Below are 22779 nucleotides of genomic sequence, written 5' to 3'. Positions count from 1 at the left end.
GTCCGTTCACTCGGTGCCGACCGGCAGAGCGAGCCCTGCCGCCCCACCGTCGCCTGGTGAACGGCCCCTTCGTCCAGCTCTATCGGACGAACGGTCCGTTCACTCCGATCAAAGTCGGTCGTGTGCGAACGTCCGGTTGAGGTGAACGGCCCGCTTGTCCAACTAGATGGGACGAACGGTCCGTTCACTCAACGTGGGTTCGGTCGTGTGCGAACGTCTGGTCGGGGTGAACGGCCCGTTTGCCCAACTGGATGGGACGAACGGTCCGTTCACTCCGAACCGGTGGTTTCGAGGGTCAGGAGGGTCCGCTTCGCCTCCGCCCCGCCCACGTACCCGCCGGCGCTGCCGTCGGAACGCACCACCCGGTGGCACGGCACCACGATCGGCAGCGGGTTCGTCGCGCACGCCGTGCCGACCGCCCGCACCGCCCGCGGACTGCCCGCGGCGGCGGCGAGCTGCGCGTAGCTGGCGGTGCGCCCGTAGCCGACCTCGGCGAGCCGGGCTAGCACGGTGCGCCGGAACCCGCGGGACAGCCGCCGGTCCACCGCCAGCTCGAAGGAGGTGCGGCGCCCCGCGAAGTACTCGTCGAGCTGCCGCGCGACCCCGTCGAGCCTGCCGGGCGCGTGCAGCACCCGCGGGCTGATCCGCTCGGCCAGCGACGCCAGCACCTGCTCGGAGGCCCCGAACGCGACGCGCACCAGCCCGTCCTCGGTGGCCGCGAGCAGCAGTTCCCCGACCGGGCTGGGCACGGTCCGGTAGGCGACGTCGAGCAGCCCGTCCGCGGTGGCGGCGGCGACCACGCGGTCGTGCAGCCGGGCGAGGGTGCCCGCGTCGGTCTCGGGCAGCGCGTCGAACAACCCGTCGGATGTCATCGTGTTCCTCCTCCCGAAGCCGGGTAGCTGCGGCGCAGCGCCCGGATCCCGTCGGCGGCGGCGCGGCGGGCCGCGTCGGTGCTGCCGCCGGTGATGGCCGCGATCTCCGCGTAGGGCAACCCGGCGAGGTGGTGGTAGGCGACGGCGGTGCGCTGCTTGTCGGGCAACGCGGCCAACGCCTCCCACAGGTCGCCGTCCCAGTCCTCGGGGCGCCCGCGGTGCGCGGGCCGTTCCGGGACCTGCTCGACCGGGTTCGGGCGGCGGGCGCGGGCGCGGGTGGCGTCGATGGCCTTGCGGTGCGCGATGGTCACCAGCCACGCCTGCACGTTCGCGTGCTCGTCCAGCTCGGGGTAGGCGCGCAGCGCGGCGAGGAACGTCTCGGACCAGGCGTCCTCGGCGTCGACCGGCCCGAGCACGGCCCGGCACACCCGCAGCACCACCGCCCCGTGCTCGGCGACGATCTGCTCGAACGGTCTCATCACGTCCAGTAGACGCCGGGCGGCGCCGGAACGTGAGGCGCGTGGTGTTCTTGCCCGCCTCTCGGCACCATCGCCTGATGGGGGACGTCTTCGGCAACCTGGCGTTGATCTCGCTGTTCGTCCTGCTCGGGGGTTTCTTCGCGGCGGCGGAGATCGCGCTGGTGTCGTTGCGGCAGAGCCAGGTGCACCGGCTGGAGGACCTGGGCAGGCGCGGGGCGGGCGTGGCCCGGTTGAAGTCCGACCCGAACCGGATGCTCTCGGCGGTGCAGGTCGGCGTCACGTTCACCGGCTTCTTCGCCTCCAGCTACGGCGGGGCGACGCTCGCGGTGCGGCTGGAGCCGCCGCTGGTCGGGTGGGGCCTGCCGGTGGGGGTGGCGACGACGGTGGCGCTGGTGCTGGTGACCGCGTTCGTGTCGTACCTGTCGCTGGTGTTCGGCGAGCTGGCGCCGAAGCGCCTCGCGCTGCAGAAGCCGGAGGCGGTGTCGCTGGCGACGGCGGGAGTGCTGGACGCGGTGGCGACCGCGTTCCGGCCGGTGATCTGGCTGCTGTCGGTGTCGACGAACGGGGTGGTGCGGCTGCTGGGGGTGAGCCCGCGCGCCGACGAGCAGCAGGTCGGCGAGGAGGAGCTGCGCGACATGGTCCGCACCAGCGATCAGTTCACCACCGAGGAGCGCCGCCTCATCACCGACGCCTTCGAGGTCGGCGACCGGGTGCTGAGCGAAGTGATGGTGCCGCGCACCGAGGTCGACTTCCTCGACGCGGACACCGGCGCCGCCGACGCGGTCGACGAGGTGCTGGGGAAACCGCACTCGCGCTATCCGGTGCTGCGGGACGGTTCCGCCGACGACGTGGTCGGTTTCGTGCACGTGCGCGACCTGTACGAGGCGAGCCGCGGGAGCCGGGCTCGCACGGTCGGTTCGCTGGCGCGGCCGATCACGACGCTGCCGGGCACGAAGCCCGCGCTGGCCGCGTTGACGGCGATGCGCGGTCGCGGCGGCGGGCACCTCGCCGTGGTCGCCGACGAGTACGGCGGCACCGCGGGCATCGTCAGCCTCGAAGACCTGGTGGAGGAGATCGTCGGCGAGATCTGGGACGAGTACGACCCGCGCGAACGCCCGGCCGCGCCACCCGCCGAGGGCGTGCTGGAGCTCGACGGCCTGCTGCACCGCAGCGAAGTGGCCGACCGCTCCGGGATCGCGCTGCCGGAGGGCCCGTACGACACCCTCGCCGGGTTCGTCCTCGCCCGCCTCGGCCGGATGCCGCGCGAGGGCGATTCGGTCACCGCCCTCGGCCACGAGTTCACGGTCCGCGCGGTGGAGGGCCGCCGCATCTCCCGCGTCCGCATCACCGGAGCCGCCCCCGACGACGACCGGTGAGACCGGGAGCGGCGCGAAGCACGCCGATGCGACGCGCTGAACACGCACCGTGCCCAGTCCGATACCTTACGTGCCGACCTCGTCGCGGAGGGTGCGCGAGGTCCACCGCTGTCGTCCGTGGGGGAGTTCTCGTCGTGGAAGCGTTGGTCGCGTTGCTGGGGATCACCGGCCTGGGGGTCATGATCTGGGCGATCGTGCTGGGGGTCCGCCGTCGAGGCCGGTGGGATCCGGTGGTGCGCAAGGGTTTCTGGCTCCGGTTCGGCAGCGGTTATGCGGCGATGTTCCTGGCGCTGCTGCTGGACCCGGCCGAACCGGACGCCTTCGCGGGATTCCTGCTGCTGACCGGGATCGGTCTGATCGTCTGGTCCGGCGTGTTCGCGGTCCGGCATCCGCGCGGGTGGGACCGGACGATCACCCGCGGGTTCGCGGCTCGGCTGGCGCCGGGAGCGGTCCTGTTCGGCGTGGCGTTCGCGTTGCTGCCGCCCACCGGGTCGACCACGCGGGTGGTGGCCGATCAGGCGGCGCAGCCTTCGGCGACCGCGCCGGCGCCGAGCGCCCCGGCCGCGCCGCCCGCTCCGGCGCTCCCGGCCGGTGTGCCGGCGGGGGTGCAGCGCGCGGTCGTGCTGAGCGTCGAGGCCGGCGCTCGGCTCCGGGTCACCGCCGTCGAGGACGGGGCGATGCCCGGTTCCGTCCCGCGCGGCGTCCGGCTGCTGCACGTCCGCCCCGTCGCGGACTGCTTCCGGGAGGAGGCCACCGCCGAGCTGAACCGGCTCGCCCCCGTCGGATCGGTGGTCTGGGTGCTCCCGGACGTGCAGCCGCAGGACGAGCAGGGGTGGGACCTGCGGTACCTCTGGAACGACCGCGGGGAGTTCGTCAACGCTGACCTGGTCGGCGGTGGTTTCGCCGTCGCCGAGCAGATGCCGCCGAATTCGCTGCGCTGGGCGGAGATCTCTGCGGCGGGCGGGCGCGCCGAGCTGGCGGGCACCGGGTCCTGGGCGGTGTGCGGCGCGGCCCGGGAGAGCTCCACGGCGGAACCCGATCCGCGGCCGAACCCCGAGCCGAACCCGGAGCCGAAGCCCCGGCCGAACCCGCAGCCCGCGCCGGACCCGACCTACGCGTCGGACGACGAGGACGACGAGGACGACGAGGACGGCGGCGGTGCCGCCTACTACCCGAACTGCACGGCGGCGAAGGACGCGGGCGCGGCTCCCCTCTACCGCGGTCAGCCGGGATACCGCTCGGCGCTCGACCGGGACGGCGACGGGGTCGCCTGCGAGACCTGATCGCCGTCGGGGCTCGGCCCGCCCCCGCAGGCCTCGCCGGGCCGCAGTCGCGCGGCGGGAACCCGCACCGTCAGCTCAGGTGGGTGCGCTGCCCGTCGTGGTCGAGGATGGTGAGGATCTCCGCCGGTCCGCCGCGCGCGCCGAACGCGTGCGGGGTCATGGTGCTGAACTGCGCGGCCTGCCCGGACTCGATCAGGATGGTGCGTTCGCCGAGCACCAGCTCCACCGTCCCGGACAGCACCGTGAACCAGTCCTTGCCCGGGTGCACCGCCAGCCGCCCGGAGTCCCGCGCCGGCGCGGGCCGGGTGAGCCGCATCTTCGCGACGGTCATGCCGTGCGGCCCGGAGTCCTTGCTGAGCAGCCAGGACGTGGCTCCGCGGGTCTCGTCGCGCACCGGGCGGATCACCACGTCCTCGTCGGTGGCCGATTCGACCAGCTGGTCCAGGGTGGTGCCGAGCGCGCGGGCCAGCGGCGCCAGCTGGTCCAGGCTGATCCGCCGGTGCCCGGTCTCGATGCGGCTGAGCGTGGAGGTGCTCAGGTAGCAGCGCGCGGCCAGCTCGTCGAGGGACAGGCCCCGCGAGGTCCGCAGGCTCCGGATCCGCTGCCGGACGAGGGCGTCCAGCTCACCGTCTTGCGTCATGAGCAAAACGATATGCCATCGGGGCAATCCGCGGCTACCGTGGCGGCATGACGCACCACGAGCACACCGCCGCCGACGACACAGCCCAGTTCGAGATGCTCGACCTCGACGCCGAGGTCATGCACGACGACCTGGCGGAGCTGACCGCGGAACTCGCCGGGCTCGTCGACCCGCCGGTGCGGCGGATCATCGACCTCGGCAGCGGCACCGGCGCGGGCACCTTCGTCCTGCTGGAGCGCTTCGAGCAGGCCGCGGTGCTCGCCGTGGACACCGCCGAACCCGTGCTGGCGCACCTCGCGGGGAAGGCGGCGGCGCGGGGCGTGTCCGACCGGGTCCGCACCGAGCGCGCCGACCTCGACGCGGAGTTCCCGGCGCTCGACGAGCCCGTGGACCTGGTGTGGGCGTCCGCGTCCCTGCACCACCTGGCCGATCCGGCGCGGGTGCTCGGCGAGGTGTTCGCGGCGCTGCGGCCCGGCGGGGTGCTGGCGGTGGCGGAGCTCGACTCGTTCCCCCGGTTCCTGCCCGACGACCTCGGTTTCGGCCGGCCCGGCCTGGAGGAGCGCTGCCGCGACCTGCTCGCCCGCAAGCGCGCCGAGCACCTGCCGCACATCAGCGCCGACTGGGCGGAACCGGTGGCCGGGGCCGGTTTCACCGCGGTCGCGCACCGCACCGTCGACGTCGACCTGCCCGCCCCGCTGCCCGCCGTCGCGCGGCGCTACGCCGAGGTGACGCTGCGCCGGATGCGCCCGTTCCTCGACGCGTCCCTCGACGAGGCCGACGTCGCGGCCCTCGGCGAACTCCTCGACTCCGACGGCCCCGGCGCCCTCCGCAACCGCGACGACCTCACCGTCCGAGCCACCCGAACCTTCCTCGCCGCCCGCCGCCCCTGATCGGGCTCCGAGCGGGCGGGGTGGGTGCGCCGTTGCGGTGAGGTTCGGCCGCGCGGCGGTGTCGACGGCCGTCCGAGTCGATCATGATGCCGGTGTCGTGCGCGTCGGCGCGCACCCCGCGGAGGGCGGGCGTTCGATCGCGATCCGGCGGCCGACCGGGCGATCGGATCCGGCCGGACAGTGCTTATACTGTTCGTGACAGTGCAAGTGTCACGATCGGTTGTGAGGTGCTCGATGCCTGATCGTTCCGGTGTCGAACCCGCCCGTCTCAGCTGGACGCGCCCCGGAGCCGGCGCGATCGCCGTGGCACCTGGATCGCCGGTGCTGAACACCCGGAGCCCCAGCGTGGCGCGGTTCTTCGACGCGCTGCTCGGCGGCAAGGACCACTACGCCGTGGACCGGGCCGTGGTCGACGCCGCCCTGGAGATCGCCCCCGGCCTCGTCGTCGCCACCCAGGACCAACGGGAATGGCTGATGCGGGTCGTGCGCTACCTGGCGGGCACCGTCGGCATCGACCAGTTCCTCGACATCGGCGCCGGCCTCCCCACCGGCGAGAACACCCACGAGGTCGCGCAGCGCGCCAATCCGGACGCGGTCGTCGTGTACGCCGACCACGACCCGATGGTCTTCTCCCACGGCCAAGCGCTGCTCGTCGACAACGACCACACCCACTTCGCGTTCGCCGACCTCACCGAACCGGAGGCGCTGCTGGCGCTGCCCGCCGTGGCCCGCAACATCGACCTGTCCCGCCCGGTCGCGATGCTGCAGGGCGCCACGTTGCAGCACGTCGCGGACGACCGGTCGCCGCACCGCGTGCTGGCGCGGTACCTGGACGCGTTCGCACCCGGCTCCTACGTCGCGATCAGCCACCTGCACAGCCCGGCGGACCCGGCGCACGCGGCGTCCGCCGCGCAGCTGGAGAAGCTGATGCTCGCCGAGCTCGGCACCGGCTGGTTCCGCGGGCGGGCCGAGATCGAGGCGTTGTTCGACGGCACCGAGATCACCGAACCCGGCCTGGTGCGCCCCCTCGACTGGTGGCCGGACGGCCCGCGGCTGCGCGCCCGCGTACCGGCGCAGAACCTGTTGCTGTGCGGGGTAGGCCGCAAGCCCTGACCGGCCCACCGCGCACCCCGGTCGCGGTCGGTGGTCTGGCAGGATTCCGACGTTGCACCGGGCGTTGAGGTGGAGGCTGACCCGTGTTCGTTCTCGGCATCGACAGTTCGACCCAATCCACCAAAGCGGTCGTCGCCGACGCGGCGACGGGCCGGGTCGTGGCCGAGGGCAAGGCGCAGCACCCCACCGGGACCGAAGTGGACCCGTGGGCGTGGTGGACCGCGGCGCGCGACGCCATCGAGCAGGCCGCCGCGCACACCCCCGGTGAGATCGGCGCCGTCTCGGTCGCGGGCCAGCAGCACGGCATGGTCGCGGTCGACGCCGCGGGCGACCCGGTGCGGGACGCGCTGCTGTGGAACGACACCCGCTCCGCGCCGCAGGCCCGCGCCCTGGTCGCGGAGCACGGGGCGGCGGTGATGGCGGAGCGCACCGGTTCGGTGCCCGTCGCGAGCTTCACGCTCACCAAGCTGGCCTGGCTCGCCGAGCACGAACCGCACCGCGCCGACCTGGTGGACCGGGTGCTGCTGCCGCACGACTGGCTGACCTGGCTGCTCGCCGGACGGCCGGAGCGGGCCTGCACCGACCGCGGTGACGCCTCCGGCACCGGCTACTTCGCGCCCGCCACCGGGGAATGGCTGCCGGACCTGCTCTCCGCCGCGATGGGCGGCCGGAGCCCGCGGCTGCCGGACGTGCTCGACCCGGCCGGATCCGCGGGCCGTGCCACGGGATTCGCCCCGTTGGAGGGGGCGCTGCTCGGCGCGGGCACCGGCGACAACATGGCGGGCGCGCTCGGCATCGGTGCCGGGCCGGGCGACGTGGTGGTGTCGCTGGGCACCTCCGGTACCGCGTTCGCCGTCGCCGAGCACCCCAGCGCGGACGAGACGGGCCTGGTCGCCGGGTTCTGCGACGCCACCGGCCGCTACCTGCCGCTGGTGTGCACGCTCAACGCGGCCCGGGTGCTCAGCGGTGCCGCCACGATGCTCGGCACCGACCTCGCCGGGCTGGACCGGCTGGCGCTGGAGGCGGCACCCGGCGCGGGCGGGCTCACCCTGCTGCCCTACCTGGAAGGCGAACGCACCCCGGACCTGCCGGACGCCACCGGCACGCTCGCCGGGATCCGCGGCGGCAACATGACCCCGCAGAACCTGGCCCGCGCCGCCGTCGAAGGCATGCTGTGCGGCCTCGCCGACGGGGTCGACGCGCTGCGGGCGGCCGGAGTGGAGGTGCGGCGCGTGCTGCTGATCGGCGGCGCCAGCGAATCGGCCGCGGTGCGCGCGGTCGCGCCCGCCCTGTTCGGGGTGCCGGTCGACATCCCGGAAGCCGCCGAGTACGTGGCGCTCGGCGCCGCGAAGCAGGCCGCCTGGGTGCTGTCCGGCGCCGCCGCACCGCCCGAGTGGGAACTGCGCTCCAGCCGCTGCGAGGCCGCGAACGCCTACCAGGGCGACGCGGTCCGCCACGCTTACCACGCCACCCGCGAACGCCTGCACGGCGTCTGATCCCCCTGCGCGGCAAGGAGAACCGCCCGGACGGACCAGCACCGGCTGCGGCGATCGGGTGGTCCGCGCCGCGGAACGCTGACCCGAGCGAATGCCCCCGATACGTTCGATCTTGGTCCGAGGGCGTCGGGGGAAGGTTCGCGAACATGAGCACCGATCACCGCTGGGAGCGGTTGCGCCGCGCCGCGGAACGCGCCGTCGCCGCCCACCCGTCGCTGGCCGGCTGGCAGCGGCAGGTGCTGTCCAGATTCCTGGTGGAGAGCCGCGCCGGTTGGCACACCCACGTGCACACCGCCCTGCCGGAAGTCCCGTCCGGGCACGCCGACGTGCTGCTGATCGGCCCGCGCGGTGTTCTCGCCGTCGTCGTCCGGGACCACGAACCGGACCCGGACGAAGTCCGCACCGTGCTGCGGAACGCGTCCGAGTCGTTCCTCGGCCTGCGAGTGCCTGCCGGTGTCGTCAGCGAGGCGGTGGTCCGGCCGGTGGTGGTGCTGCCCGCAGGGCGGGAACCGTCGAAGCGGTCCATCGGCCACCACCTCACGGTGACCGAAGGGACGCTGGACCGGGTGCTGGACCGCGGCGAACGCAGGCTGACCAAGCGGGACGTGGAGACATTGACCGCTCACCTGTCCGCGCACCGGAGCGAGTTCACCCGGCTCGTGCCCCAGCTAGAGCCCGTTCCCGCCGAGGCCGGTGCGGAGCTGTTCGACCTCGAGGACCTCGCGCAGGACCGGTTCGACGCGGCGCTGGACGGCCCGTTCGAGTCCTGGCTGACGTTCCTGGACGACTCGCAGCACGCGATGGTGCGCCGCGACTACAGCGGACCGGCCCGGATCAGCGGACCCGCGGGCACCGGGAAGTCCGTGGTCGCGTTGCACCGGCTGGTGCGGATGGCGCGGAACAGCGTCGGCCCGCTGCTGTTCACCACTTTCGCCAGCAACCTGCCGCCGATCGCGCAGCGGTCCTTCCAGCGGCTCGCGCCGGAGATCGGGGACCGCGTCCGGTTCGACCACCTGCACCGCTGGGCGCGGGAATTCCTGCAGAGCCGCGGCAGAGCGCTCCAGGTGAAGTCCTCGGAGACCTGCTTCTCCCTCGCCTGGTCGAAGTTCGGCAAGCACACCAGGCTCGCCGAGCTCAACCGGCACGAGTACTGGCGGGACGAGATCGACCGCGTCATCAAGGGCCGCGGCATCACCGCACTCGCCGAGTACCAGAGCCTGCACCGCACCGGACGCGGCCTGCGCCTGACCGCGGCGGACCGCGAACTGGTGTGGCGGCTCCACGAGCACTACGAGCAGATCCGCCGGGAGCGCGGCCTGCACGACCACAACGACGTGTTCACCGAAGCCCGCGCCGAACTGGAACGGGAGCCGCTGCCACGGCCGCTGGCGGGTGTCGTCGTCGACGAGGTCCAGGACATCACGCTGGTCGGCCTCCGATTGCTGCACACCATGGCGGGGGACCGGCTCCTGCTGGTCGGCGATGGGCAGCAGCAGATCTACGCCGGTGGCTGGCGGCTCTCCGACGCGGGCATCCCGATCAAGGGACGGGGTGAGGTGTTGCGCACCAACTACCGGAACGCCTCGCGGATCCTGGAATGGGCGCAGCGGTTCGACGCCACCAACCAGGTCGACGACCTCGACGGCGCCGCGGGTTTCTCGTTGCGCGAGTCGGTGGCGACGTTGCGCGGCGGCGAAGTGGTGTCCTGGTCGGACCGGCCGGAAGGCCTGGAGGAGGCGCTCGTCGACGCCGTGCGCGGACAGGCGGAACCGGACGACATCGCGGTGCTGACGTTCCGGAACCCCGACGCGGATCGATGGCGAAACGTGTTGCGGCGCAACGGGATTCCAGTGCGAGGTCTGGACGGCTGGACCGGTGAGCGCGATGGCAAGGTCCGCGTCGGGACCGTGCATCGCGCGAAGGGCCTGGAGTTCCGCGCCGTGTTCGTGCCGGAACTCCCCGCGGAAGAGGGCTTCGACGAGCGCAGCCGCGACCTGCGGGAGCTGGGGCAGCGCGCCCGGCTCGTCGCGCTGACCCGGGCGCGGGACCTGCTGTGGGTGGGGCCGCCGCGCGTGGAGGGGTGAGGCCGCGTCGGGAGGAAGCCCTGTGACCTCCGGCGGCCTCTCGCTGCGGTTCTCAGCGGGTGGGCCGAGGGGTGCCGCGCGGTTCGGGAATCCTTCGGTGTTCGCGTCGGCCGTCGTGGCGAGAGTCACTGCCGGGCGCTCGAACCGGGTCCGGCCCTGCTGGTCGCCGCGGCCCGGGACTCTGGCAGGCGCGGGGAGACGGTGCTGCGGTCGATGATCGGAACGGACTTTCCGGGCGGTTTCCCGGAATCCGGTCTCGGGATCGGTGCCCGCTGGTAATTTCCGGGCGGTCCGCTCGACCTGGGGAAGCGGGCCGGAGCGGAACTGGGGTGAAGATCGTGGCCTTGGCTGTGTCGGTGTTGTTCGTACTGGTCGTGCTGGTGCTCGCGGGGGTCGCGAGCCGGCGTGGGCGCGGCCGCGGCGGTGGCTATGCGGGGTCTTCGGACCCCTCCTACAGCTCGGACTGGAACGGGCACCACGGACATCACGGTCACCACCACGACTCGGGGTCCGGCGGCGGTGACAGCGGCGGTGGCGACAGCGGCGGCGGTGGCGGCGACAGCGGTGGTGGCGGCGACAGCGGTGGTGGCGGCGGCGACTGACCCGCGTCCGTCCTAACCGGACAGCAGCAGGAGCAGTCCGACGCCGGTCAGGAACACCATCGCCAGCACCACCGGCAGCTGGCCGACTCGCGCGCCGCGCGCGTCGAACAACCGCAGCGCCTGGTCGTGCGCGGCGGCGGTGCTCGCGATGTGGCCGAGCACGATCGCGTTGATCTGCACCATCGCCACCACTCCGGGGGAGAGCACCGAGTGGTCCGGCAGGTTCCCGGCCGACCCGAACAGGTCCAGCCCGGTCCCGAACGGATCACCGGCCAGGATGAACGGCTGCTGCCCCTCGATCACGAAGAACGAGAAGTAGTGCGCCACCCCGTAGCCCACGGCGATCGGCAGCAGCGTCGCGGCGAACCGGGCGGCCGGCGGCTCGGCGCTGCCGGACAGCCGCGCGCTCAGCCGCATCGAGCCGAAGTAGAGCGCCGACACCCCGGCGACGCACACCAGCAGCCCACCGCTGCCGACCAGCACGTCCGGCAGCCCGGACGCGTTGCGCAGCGCCTGCCACCAGCTGGTGCGGGTGAACCCGTCGAACGCGGTGGAGCCGATCAGCACGCACGCCAGCCCGGCGAGCCCGGGGACCGGGTCGGCGCGCACCAGCCCGGCCAGCGGGTTGCGCAGCACCACCGTCCCGTCGGCCCGCCTGCCCAGCGGGGAGAACCGGGCCAGCAGCGTCGAGTACACCTCGAAGCCGTCGCCGCGCTCGAACCACACCGGGCCGTAGCGGGCGGCCGCCGCCAGGTTCACCACCGCGTAGCCGACGATCAACGCGGTCACCAGCCGCGGATCGGCGCGGTCCGGCGCGACCAGCTCCAGCCACACGAACCCGAGCAGCCACGCGGCGGCGACCCGGTAACCGAGCCACGCGGGCAGCGGTCGCGGCGCGCGTCCCAGTCGCAGCAGCCGCAGCAGGGTGCGCAGCGGGTTCACCGCCCGCCACACCGGCCCGAACAGCACGCTCACCGGGATGAGCCCCACCCAGAACGTCACGAACAGCACCCACGGCGCCAGGTTCCGGTTCGTCTCCGCCGGACCGAAGGCGCCGACGGCGACCACGAACACCGCCAGCAGCAGCACGGCGATCCGCGCGGCGCCGAGCAGCCGGTCGGGGCGCACCGGGAACCGCACGGGCCGACCGGCCTCGGGGTCCAGCCACGGCTTCGACCACAGCGCGACGAGCGCGAGGAACGAGACGGCGACGGCGAGCGCGCCGCCGACGACGGCCGCCGCGCCGTTGAGCGGCAGGTCGGTGCGGCCGCCGAGGCCGTGCGCGAGGACCTCGGTGCTCACCGGACTTCCAGGCTGGGCAGCGACAACCCGGAGTGGTGCAGCTCGACCTCGAACACGCCGGGCACGTCGGCGGTGAACTCGATGACGCCGGTCCGCCCGGGGGTGAGCTCGACGGCCTCGTCGAAGCCGTGCACGTGCGCCTCGTCCGGCTGATCGCTGCGCACCTGGTAGCGGACCTGCGAGCCCAGCGGCACCGGGATGCGCGCGGTGCCGGTGCGCACCTGCCCGCCCGCGACTTCGGCGTCGATCACGACGGGGGCGGCGTTCGCCGCGGCGGGCCGGTCCGCGGGCCGCGGGGCGGGCGCGCCGCAGCCGGAGAGCAGCAGGGCCGCCGCCGTCGACGCGCATCCGATGAGCCGCCGGGTCGTTGTCATGGCGTTGGTCCTTCCGAGGTCACTCCGGATGTTGACAACAATCAATGTCACATTCGGGGATGACATTGTCCAGCTTCTGGTGTTCCATGACCCGCATGAACTCGACCCCGGCAGAGCAGCCCTGGACGACGCTGCTGGCGCAAGAGGTGCGGCCCGCGGGAGGTGCCGCGCTCGACCAGATCTTCATCGCCTCCGGCGGAGCCACCGCGCTCACCCTGCTGCTGCTCCTGCTCGGCTACGGGCACCGCACCGGGCGCACCCAGGTGCTCGCCCGGCTCGCCGAGCGCTCCCAGCGGGTGCTGCCCGCCGGGCTGCCCGGGTGGGTCGCGCTGCCCCAGCTCCTCGCGATGATCTCGCTGCTCACCGCGCTGCTCGGGATGTACTGGGACATCTCCCTGCACATCACCCACGGCCGCGACGAAGGCCCGCTCGCCAACGTCGCGCACTACCCGATCCTCATCGGGCTGTTCGGGCTGTTCGCCGCGGGCATGCTCGCCGTGGTGCTGCCCAAGGGCGAACCCGTCGGCCGCGCCGCCGTGCGCATCACCCGCGACTGGCACGCCCCGATCAGCGGCGTGCTGCTGGCCGGCGCCGGGTTCTACGCGCTGCTCGGCTTCCCCCTCGACGACGTGTGGCACCGCATCTTCGGCCAGGACGTGACCCTGTGGGGGCCGACGCACCTGATGCTCATCGGCGGCGCCGGGCTGTCCCTGGTCGCCGTGGTGCTGCTGGAACGCGAGGGCAGGCTCGCCCGCACCGACCTCGGCGAACCGCGTGCGCTGGCCCGGTTCGCGCACCGCGGCATGGCCGTCGGCGGGCTCCTGGTCGGGCTCTCCGTGTTCCAGGCGGAGTTCGACTACGGCGTGCAGCAGTTCCGCATGGTGCACCAGCCGTTCATGATCGCGGTCGCGACCGGGTGCGCGCTCGTCGTCGCCCGGCTGTGGGCCGGGCGCGGGGCGGCGCTGTTCGCCATCGGGTTCTACGTGCTGGTGCGCGGCGGCGTCGCCGTGTTCGTCGGGCCGATCATCGGCGAGGAGTTCGCCACGATCCCGCTGCACCTCGTCGAAGCGCTCTGCGTCGAACTGGCCGCGGTGTTCCTCGTCCGGCGCCCGCTGGTGCTCGGCGCGGTTTCCGGCCTGCTCATCGGCACCGTCGGCTACGCGTCCGAGTACGCCTGGACCCAGGTCGCCTTCCCGCTGCCGTGGAGCCCGGACATGGCCGTCGAAGGCGCCGCCATGGCCGTCGCGGGCGGCGTCCCCGGTGGCGTGCTCGGCGCGCTGCTGGCGCTGGCGCTGCGCGGCGCGCCGCCGAAGCCGAAGGTCTCGGCACCGCTGTTCGGCGGCGCCCTCGTGGTGATCGCGCTCGCCGTGACGAACGCGCTGATCGGTACCGCGCCGCCGGTGCGCGCCGACGTCACCCTCACCGACGTGCGCGGCGGACCGCAGGACCGCACCGCGCAGGCCGTGATCCGGATGAGCCCGCCCGGCACCGGGCAGGACGCCACCTGGCTCACCACCACCGGCTGGCAGGGCGGCGGCCTGCACGTCGACCGGCTGGTGCCGATCGGCCCGGACACCTACCGCACCACCCGGCCGATGCCGCTGCACGGCACCTGGAAGACCATGATCCGGTTCCACCAGGGCCGGGCGCAGGTCGCGATCCCCGTCTACATGCCCTCCGACACGGCCATCGGCCTGCCCGCCGTGCCCGCCGACGCGCAGTTCAGCCGCGACTCCCAGCCCGAGTGGCAGGTGCTGCAGCGCGAGACGAAGCAGGACGTGCCGTCCTGGCTGTGGGTGGTGGCCTCGCTGGTCGTGCTGGCCTGCTCGCTGGCCCTCGTGCTGTCGCTCGGCTGGGGCGCGCACCGCATCGGGCGCGTCGGCGCCGACCGGCCCGAGGCGATCGAGCCGGAAGCGGTCGAGCCCGGAGCGACCGAGAGCGGAGCCGCAGCGGAGAGGGCTGCGCGGTGATCCTCGCGGGCACGCAGATCCTGGCCAGCCATCCGATCATCACGGCCGTGCCGTTCTTCGTGCCCACCTTCGCGGTGCTCGCCGTCGTCGGCGTCATCGTCTACCGGGACCGCCGCCGGTCCGAGGACGGGGACGCGGTCGGCGGCGCGGGCGCGGACACCACCGGCCACCGCGACACCACCGCTCCCGGCGGCACCGCCACCACCCGCGACCCCGCCGACGGCTGAGGCCGTCCCGGTCACCGCGGGTTCCCCGCGGAACCCGGAACCGGTCCGCCGCGGAGCTCGGTCGAGGGAAATCCCCGAAGTCGACCGTGTGGCCCTTGTCACATTCGGCGCCCGCGGGCACTCTCGGAGACGTCGATGCGACGACCCGTACGAGAGGTGCTCGCCCATGGCTTCGACGACCGAACTGACCGATGTGCAGCGAGTGCTGGGGCAGCTGCGCAGCAGCGTGGGCATGCTCCGTTCGCGCTACGGCGACGCTGCGGCCGTGCGCCGCCTGAGCAACGATGTGGAACGACTCGAGATCGACCTTGCCGAGCTGTCCGCCCTGCCCGCCCCGCGCCGCGAGATGGCCGGCGGCGAAACGGTGATGGTGCCGGACACGCCCTACGACCCGGCGTTGTGGCGCGACGCGGACGACGAAGGGGTCGGCGGGCGCCAACCGCACTGAACCGGCCGCCCCGGGGCCCGCCCGGAACGACCCGGCACGACACGAGATCGAGGCGCACCAGGCCGCACCGGACACCGACGACGAGGTCAGCCATGTCCGCACTCCCCGGTATCGATCCGTTCGGCGCCGAACCCGCGCACCCGCCGGGGCCACCGGACCCGCGGACCCGGCGCACCGACCGGTGGTGGCTGGCCCCGCTGCTGACCGCCACCGGGCTGGGGCTCTTCCTGATCTACGGCCTGATCCGCACCTTCATGAACACCGCCTACTGGGTGCCCGAGTACCACTACCTGGCGCCGTTCTACTCGCCGTGCCTGAGCGCGGCCTGCGTCCCCGGTTCGAGCCACTGGGGGCAGCCGTTCCCCGCGCTGGGCCCGCTGCTGCCGCCGCCGGTGTTCGTGCTGCCGTTCGTGTTCGGGTTCCGGCTGACCTGCTACTACTACCGCAAGGCCTACTACCGCTCGTTCTGGCTGTCGCCGCCCGCGTGCGCGGTCGCCGAACCGCACCGCACCTACACCGGGGAGACCCGGCTGCCGCTGGTGCTGCAGAACTTCCACCGGTACTTCTTCTACGCGGCGCTGCTCGTCGCGGGCGTGCTCACCTACGACACGGCCATCGCGTTCCGCGGTGCCGACGGCGGGTTCGGCGTCGGGCTCGGCACGCTGCTCATGGTGGTGAACGTGCTGCTGCTGTGGGCGTACACGCTGTCCTGCCACTCGTGCAGGCACCTCGTCGGCGGCCGCATCAACCACTTCTCCCAGCACCCGGTGCGGTACTGGCTGTGGACGAAGGTGACCGCGATGAACGCGCGGCACATGCAGCTGGCGTGGGCCTCGCTGATCTCGGTGGCGCTGGTGGACCTGTACGTGCTGCTGCTCGCCTCGGGAGCGTTCCCCGACCCCCGACTGTTCAACTGAAGGGCCCGCGATGCGGATCGAGCAGCACGACTACGACGTGATCGTGATCGGCGCGGGCGGCGCGGGGCTCCGCGCGGCCATCGAAACCCGGGAGCGCGGGCTGCGCACGGCGGTGGTGTGCAAATCGCTGTTCGGCAAGGCGCACACCGTGATGGCCGAAGGCGGCATCGCCGCGTCCATGGGCAACGCCAACCCGCACGACGACTGGCAGGTGCACTTCCGGGACACCATGCGCGGCGGGAAGTTCCTCAACAACTGGCGGATGGCGGAGCTGCACGCGCGGGAAGCCCCGGAACGGGTGTGGGAGCTGGAGACCTACGGCGCGCTGTTCGACCGCACCGCCGACGGCAAGATCAGCCAGCGCAACTTCGGCGGCCACCAGTACCCGCGGCTCGCCCACGTCGGCGACCGCACCGGGCTGGAACTCATCCGCACCCTGCAGCAGAAGGTCGTGTCCCTGCAGCAGGCCGACTTCGCCGAGCACGGCGACCACGAGGCGCGGCTGAAGGTGTTCCCCGAGTGCACCGTCACCGACCTGCTCAAGGACGCCCCGGACGGGCGCATCGCCGGGGCGTTCGGCTACTGGCGGGAGAGCGGCCGGTACCTGCTGTTCCGGGCACCCGCCGTGGTGCTCGCGACCGGCGGCATCGGCAAGTCCTTCAAGGTCACCTCGAACTCGTGGGAGTACACCGGCGACGGCCACGCGCTGGCGCTGCGCGCCGGAGCCGCGCTGATCAACATGGAGTTCGTGCAGTTCCACCCCACCGGCATGGTGTGGCCGCCGAGCGTGAAGGGCATCCTCGTCACCGAATCCGTGCGCGGCGACGGGGGAGTGCTGCGCGACGCGGCGGGCCGCCGGTTCATGTTCGACCACGTCCCCGAGGTGTTCAAGGACGCCTACGCCGACACCGAGGACGAGGCCGACCGCTGGTACGAGGACCCCGAGAACAACCGCAGGCCACCGGAACTGCTGCCGCGCGACGAGGTGGCGCGGGCCATCAACACCGAGATCGGGGAGGGGCGCGGCAGCGAGCACGGCGGGGTGTTCCTGGACATCGCGACCCGGCTGAGCCCCGACGAGATCCGGCGCAGGCTGCCGTCGATGCACCACCAGTTCCGCGAGCTCGCCGACGTCGACATCACCGCCGAGATGATGGAGGTCGGGCCCACCTGCCACTACGTGATGGGTGGCGTCGAGGTCGACCCGGACACCGCGGCTTCCGGGGTGCCGGGGCTGTTCGCGGCCGGTGAGGTCGCGGGCGGCATGCACGGCTCGAACCGGCTCGGTGGCAACTCGCTGTCCGACCTGCTGGTGTTCGGCAGACGCGCCGGCATCGGCGCCGCCGACCACCTGGCCGGCGCGGGACGGCCCGCACCGCGCGAGTCCGATGTGGACGATGCGGCGCGGCGGGCGGAGCGGCCCTTCGAACCCGCCGCGGGCGACGCGGAGAACCCGTACGCGCTGCACGCCGAACTGCAGCAGGTGATGAACGACCTCGTCGGCATCATCCGCACCGGCGAGCAGGTGCGGGACGCGCTGCGGCGGCTGCGCGAGCTCGACGGGCGGGCCCGGCACCTGGCCGTCGAGGGCAACCGGCAGTTCAACCCCGGCTGGCACCTCGCCCTCGACCTGCGGAACATGCTGCTGGTCAGCGAATGCGTGGCCCGCGCCGCCGTGCAGCGCACCGAGAGCCGCGGCGGGCACACCCGCGACGACCACCCCGGCATGGTCGCCGAATGGCGCCGCACCCTGCTGGCCTGCTCCCTCGGCCGGGACGGGGTGCGGGTCGACGAGCAGCGCCAGCCCCCGGTGCGCCCCGATCTGCTGGAGCTGTTCGCCGCCGACGAACTGCGCAAGTACTTCACCGACGAGGAACTCGCGGGCTGAGGAGGCCGAATGAGCTACCTGGCGCACCTTCGCGTGTGGCACGGCGACGCCGACGGCGGCGAGCTGCGCGACCACGTCGTCGAAGCCGAGGAGGGCGAGGTCGTGCTCGACCTCGTGCACCGGCTGCAAGCCACCGAATGCCCGGACCTTGCGGTGCGCTGGAACTGCAAGGCGGGCAAGTGCGGCTCCTGCTCCGCCGAGGTCAACGGCAAGCCGAAGCTGATGTGCATGACGCGGATGTCCACGTTCGCCACCGACGAGATCGTCACGGTGACGCCGCTGCGCACCTTCCCGGTGATCAAGGACCTGGTGTGCGACGTCTCGTTCAACTACGTCAAGGCCCGCGAGGTCCCCGCGTTCGAACCGCCCCCCGGCCTCGCACCCGGCGAGTACCGGATGCAGCAGGTGGACGTGCAGCGCTCGCAGGAGTTCCGCAAGTGCATCGAATGCTTCCTGTGCCAGGACGTCTGCCACGTGATCCGCGACCACGAGGACAACCAGGAGGTGTTCTCCGGGCCGCGGTTCCTGATGCGGCAGGCCGAGCTGGACATGCATCCGCTGGACGCCCGCGGCACCGACCGCGCCGGGGAGGCGCGCACCGAGCACGGGCTCGGCATGTGCAACATCACCCGCTGCTGCACCGACGTGTGCCCCGAGCACATCCAGATCACCGACAACGCGCTCATCCCGTTGAAGGAGCGCGCCGCGGACCGCTACTACGACCCGCTGCTGCGGCTGTTCCGCAAACGTCGTTGAAACCCGAGCGCGCATTGCGCTCGGCGATGTGATCGGATGCAATGCGCGGGGGCGACGATCGGATGTCCGATCTGTTTCGCGGTGAACTACCTCGTTTCACCTGACGGGAATCGTGCACTTACGGTGGCTCGGATGAACGCGCACGGTGATCAGGCTCTTCGAATCGGTCTTTTCGGGCTCCGGGCGGTCGTGTTGGGCGGGCTGCGCCTCGGCGGGCTCGAAATCGGCCGCGCGGGCGGTGTTTCGGCAGGCGAGGCAGCAGGGGTCTGGCGGAAGTGGTCGCTGAGCTGCGGCATCGCCACCGTCCTCCACGTTTTTCCCGCGCTTTCCCAGCTTGAACAGTAAAGCCGCCGCACGCGGCGTGGGAATGATGGCAAAGTCCCGGTACGTGTCCCTCGGCACTTTCGCCCGAATCGCTCCCAGCATTCAGGAAAACGCCAGATGAGGACTGTCAAGATGGAGATCTTGAACGTCATCTCCGCACGTCGAGAAGGGGTGGCGGGTTCTAGCCACGTCTTTGTTCGAGCTCGATCCGCTGGTTACGTTCCTGGCATCCGAGTCAATTAGAGCAATCGACTCCAGTGCCTCGGGCGGTGCGTCCGCCGGGAAACTTGTCGGTTCGTGACGGAGGGAATCCCGTGAAGAAGATGCTGTTCGGTGCCGGAGCCGGTCTGTCGGCCGCGGCGCTCGTGGTCGCAGCGGTCCCCGCACTCGCCGCCGCCCCGCAGGAAGACCTGGCCCCGCTGACCATGCACACGGCCAACGCGGCCGGTGCCGGCGACTCCTTCGTCGTCAACCTCAAGGACGGCGCCAACGCCGCCGAGGTCGCCAAGGAGCTCGGCGTGCAGACCAAGCACGTCTACAACAACACCCTCAACGGGTTCTCGGCGACGCTGAGCCCGCAGCAGCTGCACGACGTCCGCGCCAACCCGGCCGTCGACGGCGTCTCGCAGTCCTTCCGCATCCAGGTGGAGAACCCGCACGCCGCGGCCACCGGGTCCTGGGGCCTCGACCGGATCGACCAGCCCGACCTGCCGCTGGACGACAGCTACACCCCGGCCCAGACCGGACAGGGCGTCACCGCCTACGTCATCGACACCGGCCTCGCCGTCGACCACCCCGACTTCGAAGGCCGCGCCTCCATCGGCTTCGACGCCACCGGTGGCGACGGTGCCGACGTCCAGGGCCACGGCACCCACACCGCGGGCACCATCGGCTCCAAGACCTACGGCGTCGCGCCCGGCACCGAGCTGGTCGGCGTGAAGGTCCTCGGCGACGACGGCAGCGGCACCACCGACGACATCATCGCCGGCCTCGACTGGGTCGCGGAGAACGCGAACGGCCCGTCCGTGGCGAACATGTCGCTCGGCGGCAGCAAGGACCCGGCGCTCGACGAGGCCGCCACCGGCCTGGTCGACAAGGGCGTGTTCCTCGCGGTCGCCGCGGGCAACGAGTCGCAGGACGCCGAGAACGTCTCCCCGGCCAGCGCCGAGGGCGTGTTCACCACCGCGGCCTCCGACGAGACCGACACCTCCGCCGAGTTCACCAACTTCGGCGCCACCGTCGAGGGCTACGCCCCCGGCGTCGACATCACCTCCACCGTCCCCGGCGGCGGCACCGAGGCGATGGACGGCACCTCGATGGCCAGCCCGCACGTGGCCGGCGCCGGTGCGCTGTTCCTCGAAGCCAACCAGGGTGCCGCCCCGGCCGACGTGATCAAGGGCCTGCAGAGCGGGGCCTCGACCGGCGTCATCCAGGGTGCGCCGCAGGGCACCATCGCCGACCTCCTGCAGGTCGAAGCGGGCTGACGCCCAGCACGATCCCGGTGTGGCCGGGCATCGACCCCAGCGGCGATGCCCGGCCACATTCTCGACCTCCTTCTTGATCGGTCAATGTCGACCGCCGGCCCGCCGCGCCCCCGAGCGCGGCAGGCGGTCGTCACCCGCGGCGCGGGAACAGCGCCGCCCCGAGTGGCACCGCCTGATGCAGACGTTGGTTCGCGGTTCTGGCTTGACCAGAGGAAGAGCGGCTGAGATGTATCAACTCTTCATGGCGTTCGACGGGTTCGTCCCGGCGCTCACGGTCCTGTTCCCCCTCGCGGTGCTGGTCGCCGCCGTGTCCGGCACGGTGCGCAGCAACCGGCTCCGATCGGTGTCCCCGCTGCACGATCCGCTGATCGACGCGCTGCTCGTGTTCGCGGTCCTGTTCACCGGCTACCTCGTCTTCTACCCCCAGCCGGAGATCGCCGACCGGGTGGAGATGGAGCTCGGCAACGACCTCTACACCGCGTTGCGGGCCGCGCCCGGCGACATCCGCCCGTGGGTGCAGCTCGGCGGGAACCTGATGCTGCTGATCCCGATGGCGACGCTCGTGCCGCTGCGGGTCCGCTGGTTCGACGGCTTCGGCAAGATCGTGATCGGCGGACTGCTGACCGCACTCACCATCGAGACCATTCAGTTCTTCTGCATTCCCGGCCGCGTCGCCTCCACCGACGACGTCGTGCTCAACACCCTCGGCGCCGCCGCCGGAGGAGTAGTCGTGTGCGCGAGCTGGCGACGCGCCGAAGCCCAGCTGCCCGGGCCGAACCACCGCAGCGCCGAACCGGACGACGCGCAGACCACCGTGTGGCGGATCATCGAGAAGATCGAGCAGGAGCGGCGGCCCGAGGCCGTCCCGGAGGGCGGCCCCTCGGACCGGTTCGCCGCCGCCCGGCCCGCCCGCGGCACCGGAGCGCCCGCGGCACCGCGCGGCCGGGCCCCGCATCAGCCGCGGTTGCCCGCGAACCCGGTGCCCGGCCCCGCCGCACCGGTCCGCGCGGCGGGCGCCGACCCTCGGGCGATGCGCGCCGAATCCCGGGCTCCGCGCCCCGCCGCCCGCCCGGTTACGTCGCCCGGCCGCGCGGTCCCGGCCGCCGCGGGCCGCACGCCGACCCGCTCCCGCTGACGATTCCCGGAGTGAACGGACCGTTCGTCCGATCTAGTTGGTCGAACGGTCCGTTCACTCGAAGGGCGAAGGGCGGCGGCGTGACCTCGGTGGCCGGGCGGCCCGCACCAGCTTCCGCCCGGCCATCGGGAACCATCCGGCGGCGCGCCACCGGATGGAGCTCTGGTCAGCTCTTGTCGGCCGGGTCCTTCGGCTTCCCCTGGAGCGCCTGGTTGCGGGCGCTGAACGAGCGGCCCAGCGCGGCGACCTCCGCCTCCATCTGCGGCATGATCTTGCGCAGCGACGGCGCCATCAGCCGGGCGACGAGCTTCGAGGACGGCAGGTTGCGCAGCCAGTGCATCAGCATGATCGAGCGCGGCACGTACACCCGGCGCGAGCGGCGCTCCACGGCGTTCGCGAACGCGGTGCCGCACTTCTCCACGGTGGTGGTGGCGTGCATCGGCCAGGGCAGCCGCTTGCGCATCTCGCTGTAGCTGCGCAGGTCGGTCTTCATGTCGCGCACCAGGTCGGTGTCGATCCACGACGGGTGCGCGGTGCCGACCGCGACGCCGAGGTGCTGGGTCTCGGAGTGCAGCGCGCTGGCCAGCGCGTCGGCGCCCGCCTTGCTCGCGGTGTAGGCGGCCATGCCACCGATCGGCGCGAACGCCGACAGCGAGGACACGATCAGGACGTAGCCGCGCTGCTCGATGATGTGCGGCAACGCGAGCCGCGCCGTGTGGAAGACGCCGTTGAGGTTCACGTCGACGGTCTTGGTGAACCCGTGCGGGTCGCCGTTGAGCACGGTCCCCAGCGGTGCGATGCCGGCGTTGGCGATCACCGCGTCGAGCCGGCCGTGGGCCGCGATGGTGCCGTCGATGGCGGTCTGCAGCGAGTCGGGGTCGGTGACGTCGGCCTCGAACCAGGTGTGGCCCTCGCCGAGTTCGGCGGCGACGGCCTTGAGCTCGTCGGGTTCGAGTCCGATCAGCGACAGCGTGGCGCCGCGGCGGGCGAGTTCCCTCGCGGTCTGCGCTCCGATGCCGCGGGCGGCACCGGTGATGAGGACGACTTTGCCGGGCGTCGTTGACGGCATGCGCGCTCCCGATTTCCTGGGCGGACCTTCACCTACTCCGAAGTAGCCTA

The 22779-nt window shown here is 72.7% G+C and carries 22 protein-coding genes; 16 read left to right on the top strand and 6 right to left on the bottom strand.

All coding sequences use genetic code 11. The features are described from left to right. Nucleotides 1–269 precede the first annotated feature (269 nt). Together H1226_RS23610 and H1226_RS23605 are read right to left on the bottom strand one after the other, a co-directional pair. The gene (locus tag H1226_RS23610; protein WP_258342712.1) at nucleotides 270–872 is read right to left on the bottom strand and encodes a methylated-DNA--[protein]-cysteine S-methyltransferase; all 603 of its coding nucleotides are present in this window, start codon (nucleotides 870–872) and stop codon (nucleotides 270–272) included. Continuing rightward, on the bottom strand, nucleotides 869–1351 hold the full coding sequence (locus tag H1226_RS23605; protein ID WP_258342703.1) for an RNA polymerase sigma factor: 483 nt from the start codon (nucleotides 1349–1351) through the stop codon (nucleotides 869–871). Before H1226_RS23605 ends, H1226_RS23610 begins: the two co-directional genes overlap by 4 nt. Nucleotides 1352–1428: 77 nt before the next feature. Between H1226_RS23605 and H1226_RS23600 the strand changes: the two genes are divergently transcribed. Then, complete coding sequence (locus H1226_RS23600; protein ID WP_258342702.1) at nucleotides 1429–2727, top strand: hemolysin family protein; 1299 nt, start codon at nucleotides 1429–1431, stop codon at nucleotides 2725–2727. A 134-nt stretch (nucleotides 2728–2861) separates the two neighbouring features. Continuing rightward, a complete protein-coding gene (locus H1226_RS23595) occupies nucleotides 2862–4010 on the top strand; it encodes an excalibur calcium-binding domain-containing protein (RefSeq protein WP_258342701.1) in 1149 nt (382 codons plus the stop codon). A 70-nt stretch (nucleotides 4011–4080) separates the two neighbouring features. Here H1226_RS23595 and H1226_RS23590 read toward each other — a convergent pair whose 3' ends face one another. After that, nucleotides 4081–4650, bottom strand: a complete 570-nt coding sequence (locus H1226_RS23590; protein ID WP_258342700.1) for a helix-turn-helix domain-containing protein — start codon at nucleotides 4648–4650, stop codon at nucleotides 4081–4083. Nucleotides 4651–4697: 47 nt separating this feature from the next. On the opposite strand from H1226_RS23590, the gene H1226_RS23585 reads away from it, so the two are divergent. The 5 genes from H1226_RS23585 (at nucleotide 4698) to H1226_RS23565 (ending at nucleotide 10835) form a co-directional block, all read left to right on the top strand. After that, nucleotides 4698–5540, top strand: a complete 843-nt coding sequence (locus H1226_RS23585) for a class I SAM-dependent methyltransferase (protein ID WP_258342699.1) — start codon at nucleotides 4698–4700, stop codon at nucleotides 5538–5540. Between the two features lie 321 nt (nucleotides 5541–5861). Further along, nucleotides 5862–6653: an SAM-dependent methyltransferase gene (locus H1226_RS23580; protein ID WP_258342697.1), complete on the top strand. Its 792-nt coding sequence runs from the start codon at nucleotides 5862–5864 to the stop codon at nucleotides 6651–6653. An 83-nt stretch (nucleotides 6654–6736) separates the two neighbouring features. Beyond that, nucleotides 6737–8149, top strand: a complete 1413-nt coding sequence (gene xylB / locus H1226_RS23575; RefSeq protein ID WP_258342695.1) for a xylulokinase — start codon at nucleotides 6737–6739, stop codon at nucleotides 8147–8149. 146 nt (nucleotides 8150–8295) lie between these two features. Further along, on the top strand, nucleotides 8296–10233 hold the full coding sequence (locus H1226_RS23570) for a 3'-5' exonuclease (RefSeq protein ID WP_258342693.1): 1938 nt from the start codon (nucleotides 8296–8298) through the stop codon (nucleotides 10231–10233). Between the two features lie 329 nt (nucleotides 10234–10562). Next, nucleotides 10563–10835, top strand: coding sequence for a hypothetical protein (locus H1226_RS23565; protein WP_258342691.1), 273 nt, complete (start codon nucleotides 10563–10565; stop codon nucleotides 10833–10835). Between the two features lie 12 nt (nucleotides 10836–10847). Here the strand turns inward: H1226_RS23565 and H1226_RS23560 are convergent, their stop codons facing one another. Further along, nucleotides 10848–12137, bottom strand: a complete 1290-nt coding sequence (locus tag H1226_RS23560; protein ID WP_258342689.1) for a hypothetical protein — start codon at nucleotides 12135–12137, stop codon at nucleotides 10848–10850. Next, nucleotides 12134–12511: a cupredoxin domain-containing protein gene (locus H1226_RS23555; RefSeq protein ID WP_258342687.1), complete on the bottom strand. Its 378-nt coding sequence runs from the start codon at nucleotides 12509–12511 to the stop codon at nucleotides 12134–12136. Before H1226_RS23555 ends, H1226_RS23560 begins: the two co-directional genes overlap by 4 nt. 59 nt (nucleotides 12512–12570) lie before the next feature. Between H1226_RS23555 and H1226_RS23550 the strand changes: the two genes are divergently transcribed. From H1226_RS23550 to H1226_RS23510, 9 genes are all read left to right on the top strand, one after another. Continuing rightward, nucleotides 12571–14481 (top strand): hypothetical protein, encoded by a 1911-nt coding sequence (locus tag H1226_RS23550; protein ID WP_258342685.1) that lies wholly within the window; start codon nucleotides 12571–12573, stop codon nucleotides 14479–14481. Continuing rightward, nucleotides 14478–14708, top strand: a complete 231-nt coding sequence (locus tag H1226_RS23545) for a hypothetical protein (RefSeq protein ID WP_258342684.1) — start codon at nucleotides 14478–14480, stop codon at nucleotides 14706–14708. The genes H1226_RS23550 and H1226_RS23545 overlap by 4 nt, the downstream gene beginning before the upstream one ends. 166 nt (nucleotides 14709–14874) lie before the next feature. Beyond that, on the top strand, nucleotides 14875–15156 hold the full coding sequence (locus tag H1226_RS23540; protein ID WP_224959004.1) for a hypothetical protein: 282 nt from the start codon (nucleotides 14875–14877) through the stop codon (nucleotides 15154–15156). 92 nt (nucleotides 15157–15248) lie between these two features. Further along, a complete protein-coding gene (locus H1226_RS23535) occupies nucleotides 15249–16073 on the top strand; it encodes a hypothetical protein (protein WP_258342681.1) in 825 nt (274 codons plus the stop codon). A 10-nt stretch (nucleotides 16074–16083) separates the two neighbouring features. Next, nucleotides 16084–17961 carry a fumarate reductase/succinate dehydrogenase flavoprotein subunit gene (locus H1226_RS23530; RefSeq protein ID WP_258342679.1) on the top strand — a complete coding sequence of 626 codons (1878 nt, stop codon included), beginning with the start codon at nucleotides 16084–16086 and terminating at the stop codon, nucleotides 17959–17961. 9 nt (nucleotides 17962–17970) lie between these two features. Beyond that, nucleotides 17971–18717 carry a succinate dehydrogenase/fumarate reductase iron-sulfur subunit gene (locus H1226_RS23525; RefSeq protein ID WP_258342678.1) on the top strand — a complete coding sequence of 249 codons (747 nt, stop codon included), beginning with the start codon at nucleotides 17971–17973 and terminating at the stop codon, nucleotides 18715–18717. Between the two features lie 132 nt (nucleotides 18718–18849). Further along, the gene (locus H1226_RS23520) at nucleotides 18850–19062 is read left to right on the top strand and encodes a hypothetical protein (protein ID WP_258342667.1); all 213 of its coding nucleotides are present in this window, start codon (nucleotides 18850–18852) and stop codon (nucleotides 19060–19062) included. A 302-nt stretch (nucleotides 19063–19364) separates the two neighbouring features. After that, the gene (locus tag H1226_RS23515; RefSeq protein ID WP_224959010.1) at nucleotides 19365–20525 is read left to right on the top strand and encodes a S8 family peptidase; all 1161 of its coding nucleotides are present in this window, start codon (nucleotides 19365–19367) and stop codon (nucleotides 20523–20525) included. Nucleotides 20526–20751: 226 nt separating this feature from the next. Next, a complete protein-coding gene (locus tag H1226_RS23510; protein ID WP_258342666.1) occupies nucleotides 20752–21660 on the top strand; it encodes a VanZ family protein in 909 nt (302 codons plus the stop codon). Between the two features lie 166 nt (nucleotides 21661–21826). On the opposite strand, the gene H1226_RS23505 is transcribed toward H1226_RS23510, so the two are convergent. Continuing rightward, on the bottom strand, nucleotides 21827–22729 hold the full coding sequence (locus tag H1226_RS23505) for an SDR family oxidoreductase (RefSeq protein ID WP_224968812.1): 903 nt from the start codon (nucleotides 22727–22729) through the stop codon (nucleotides 21827–21829). Nucleotides 22730–22779 lie beyond the last annotated feature (50 nt).

It is taken from the genome of Saccharopolyspora gregorii (assembly GCF_024734405.1).
Lineage (GTDB): Bacteria > Actinomycetota > Actinomycetes > Mycobacteriales > Pseudonocardiaceae > Saccharopolyspora_C > Saccharopolyspora_C gregorii.
Note: the sequence above shows the minus strand (reverse complement) of the source record. Positions and strands in the feature narration are given on the sequence as shown.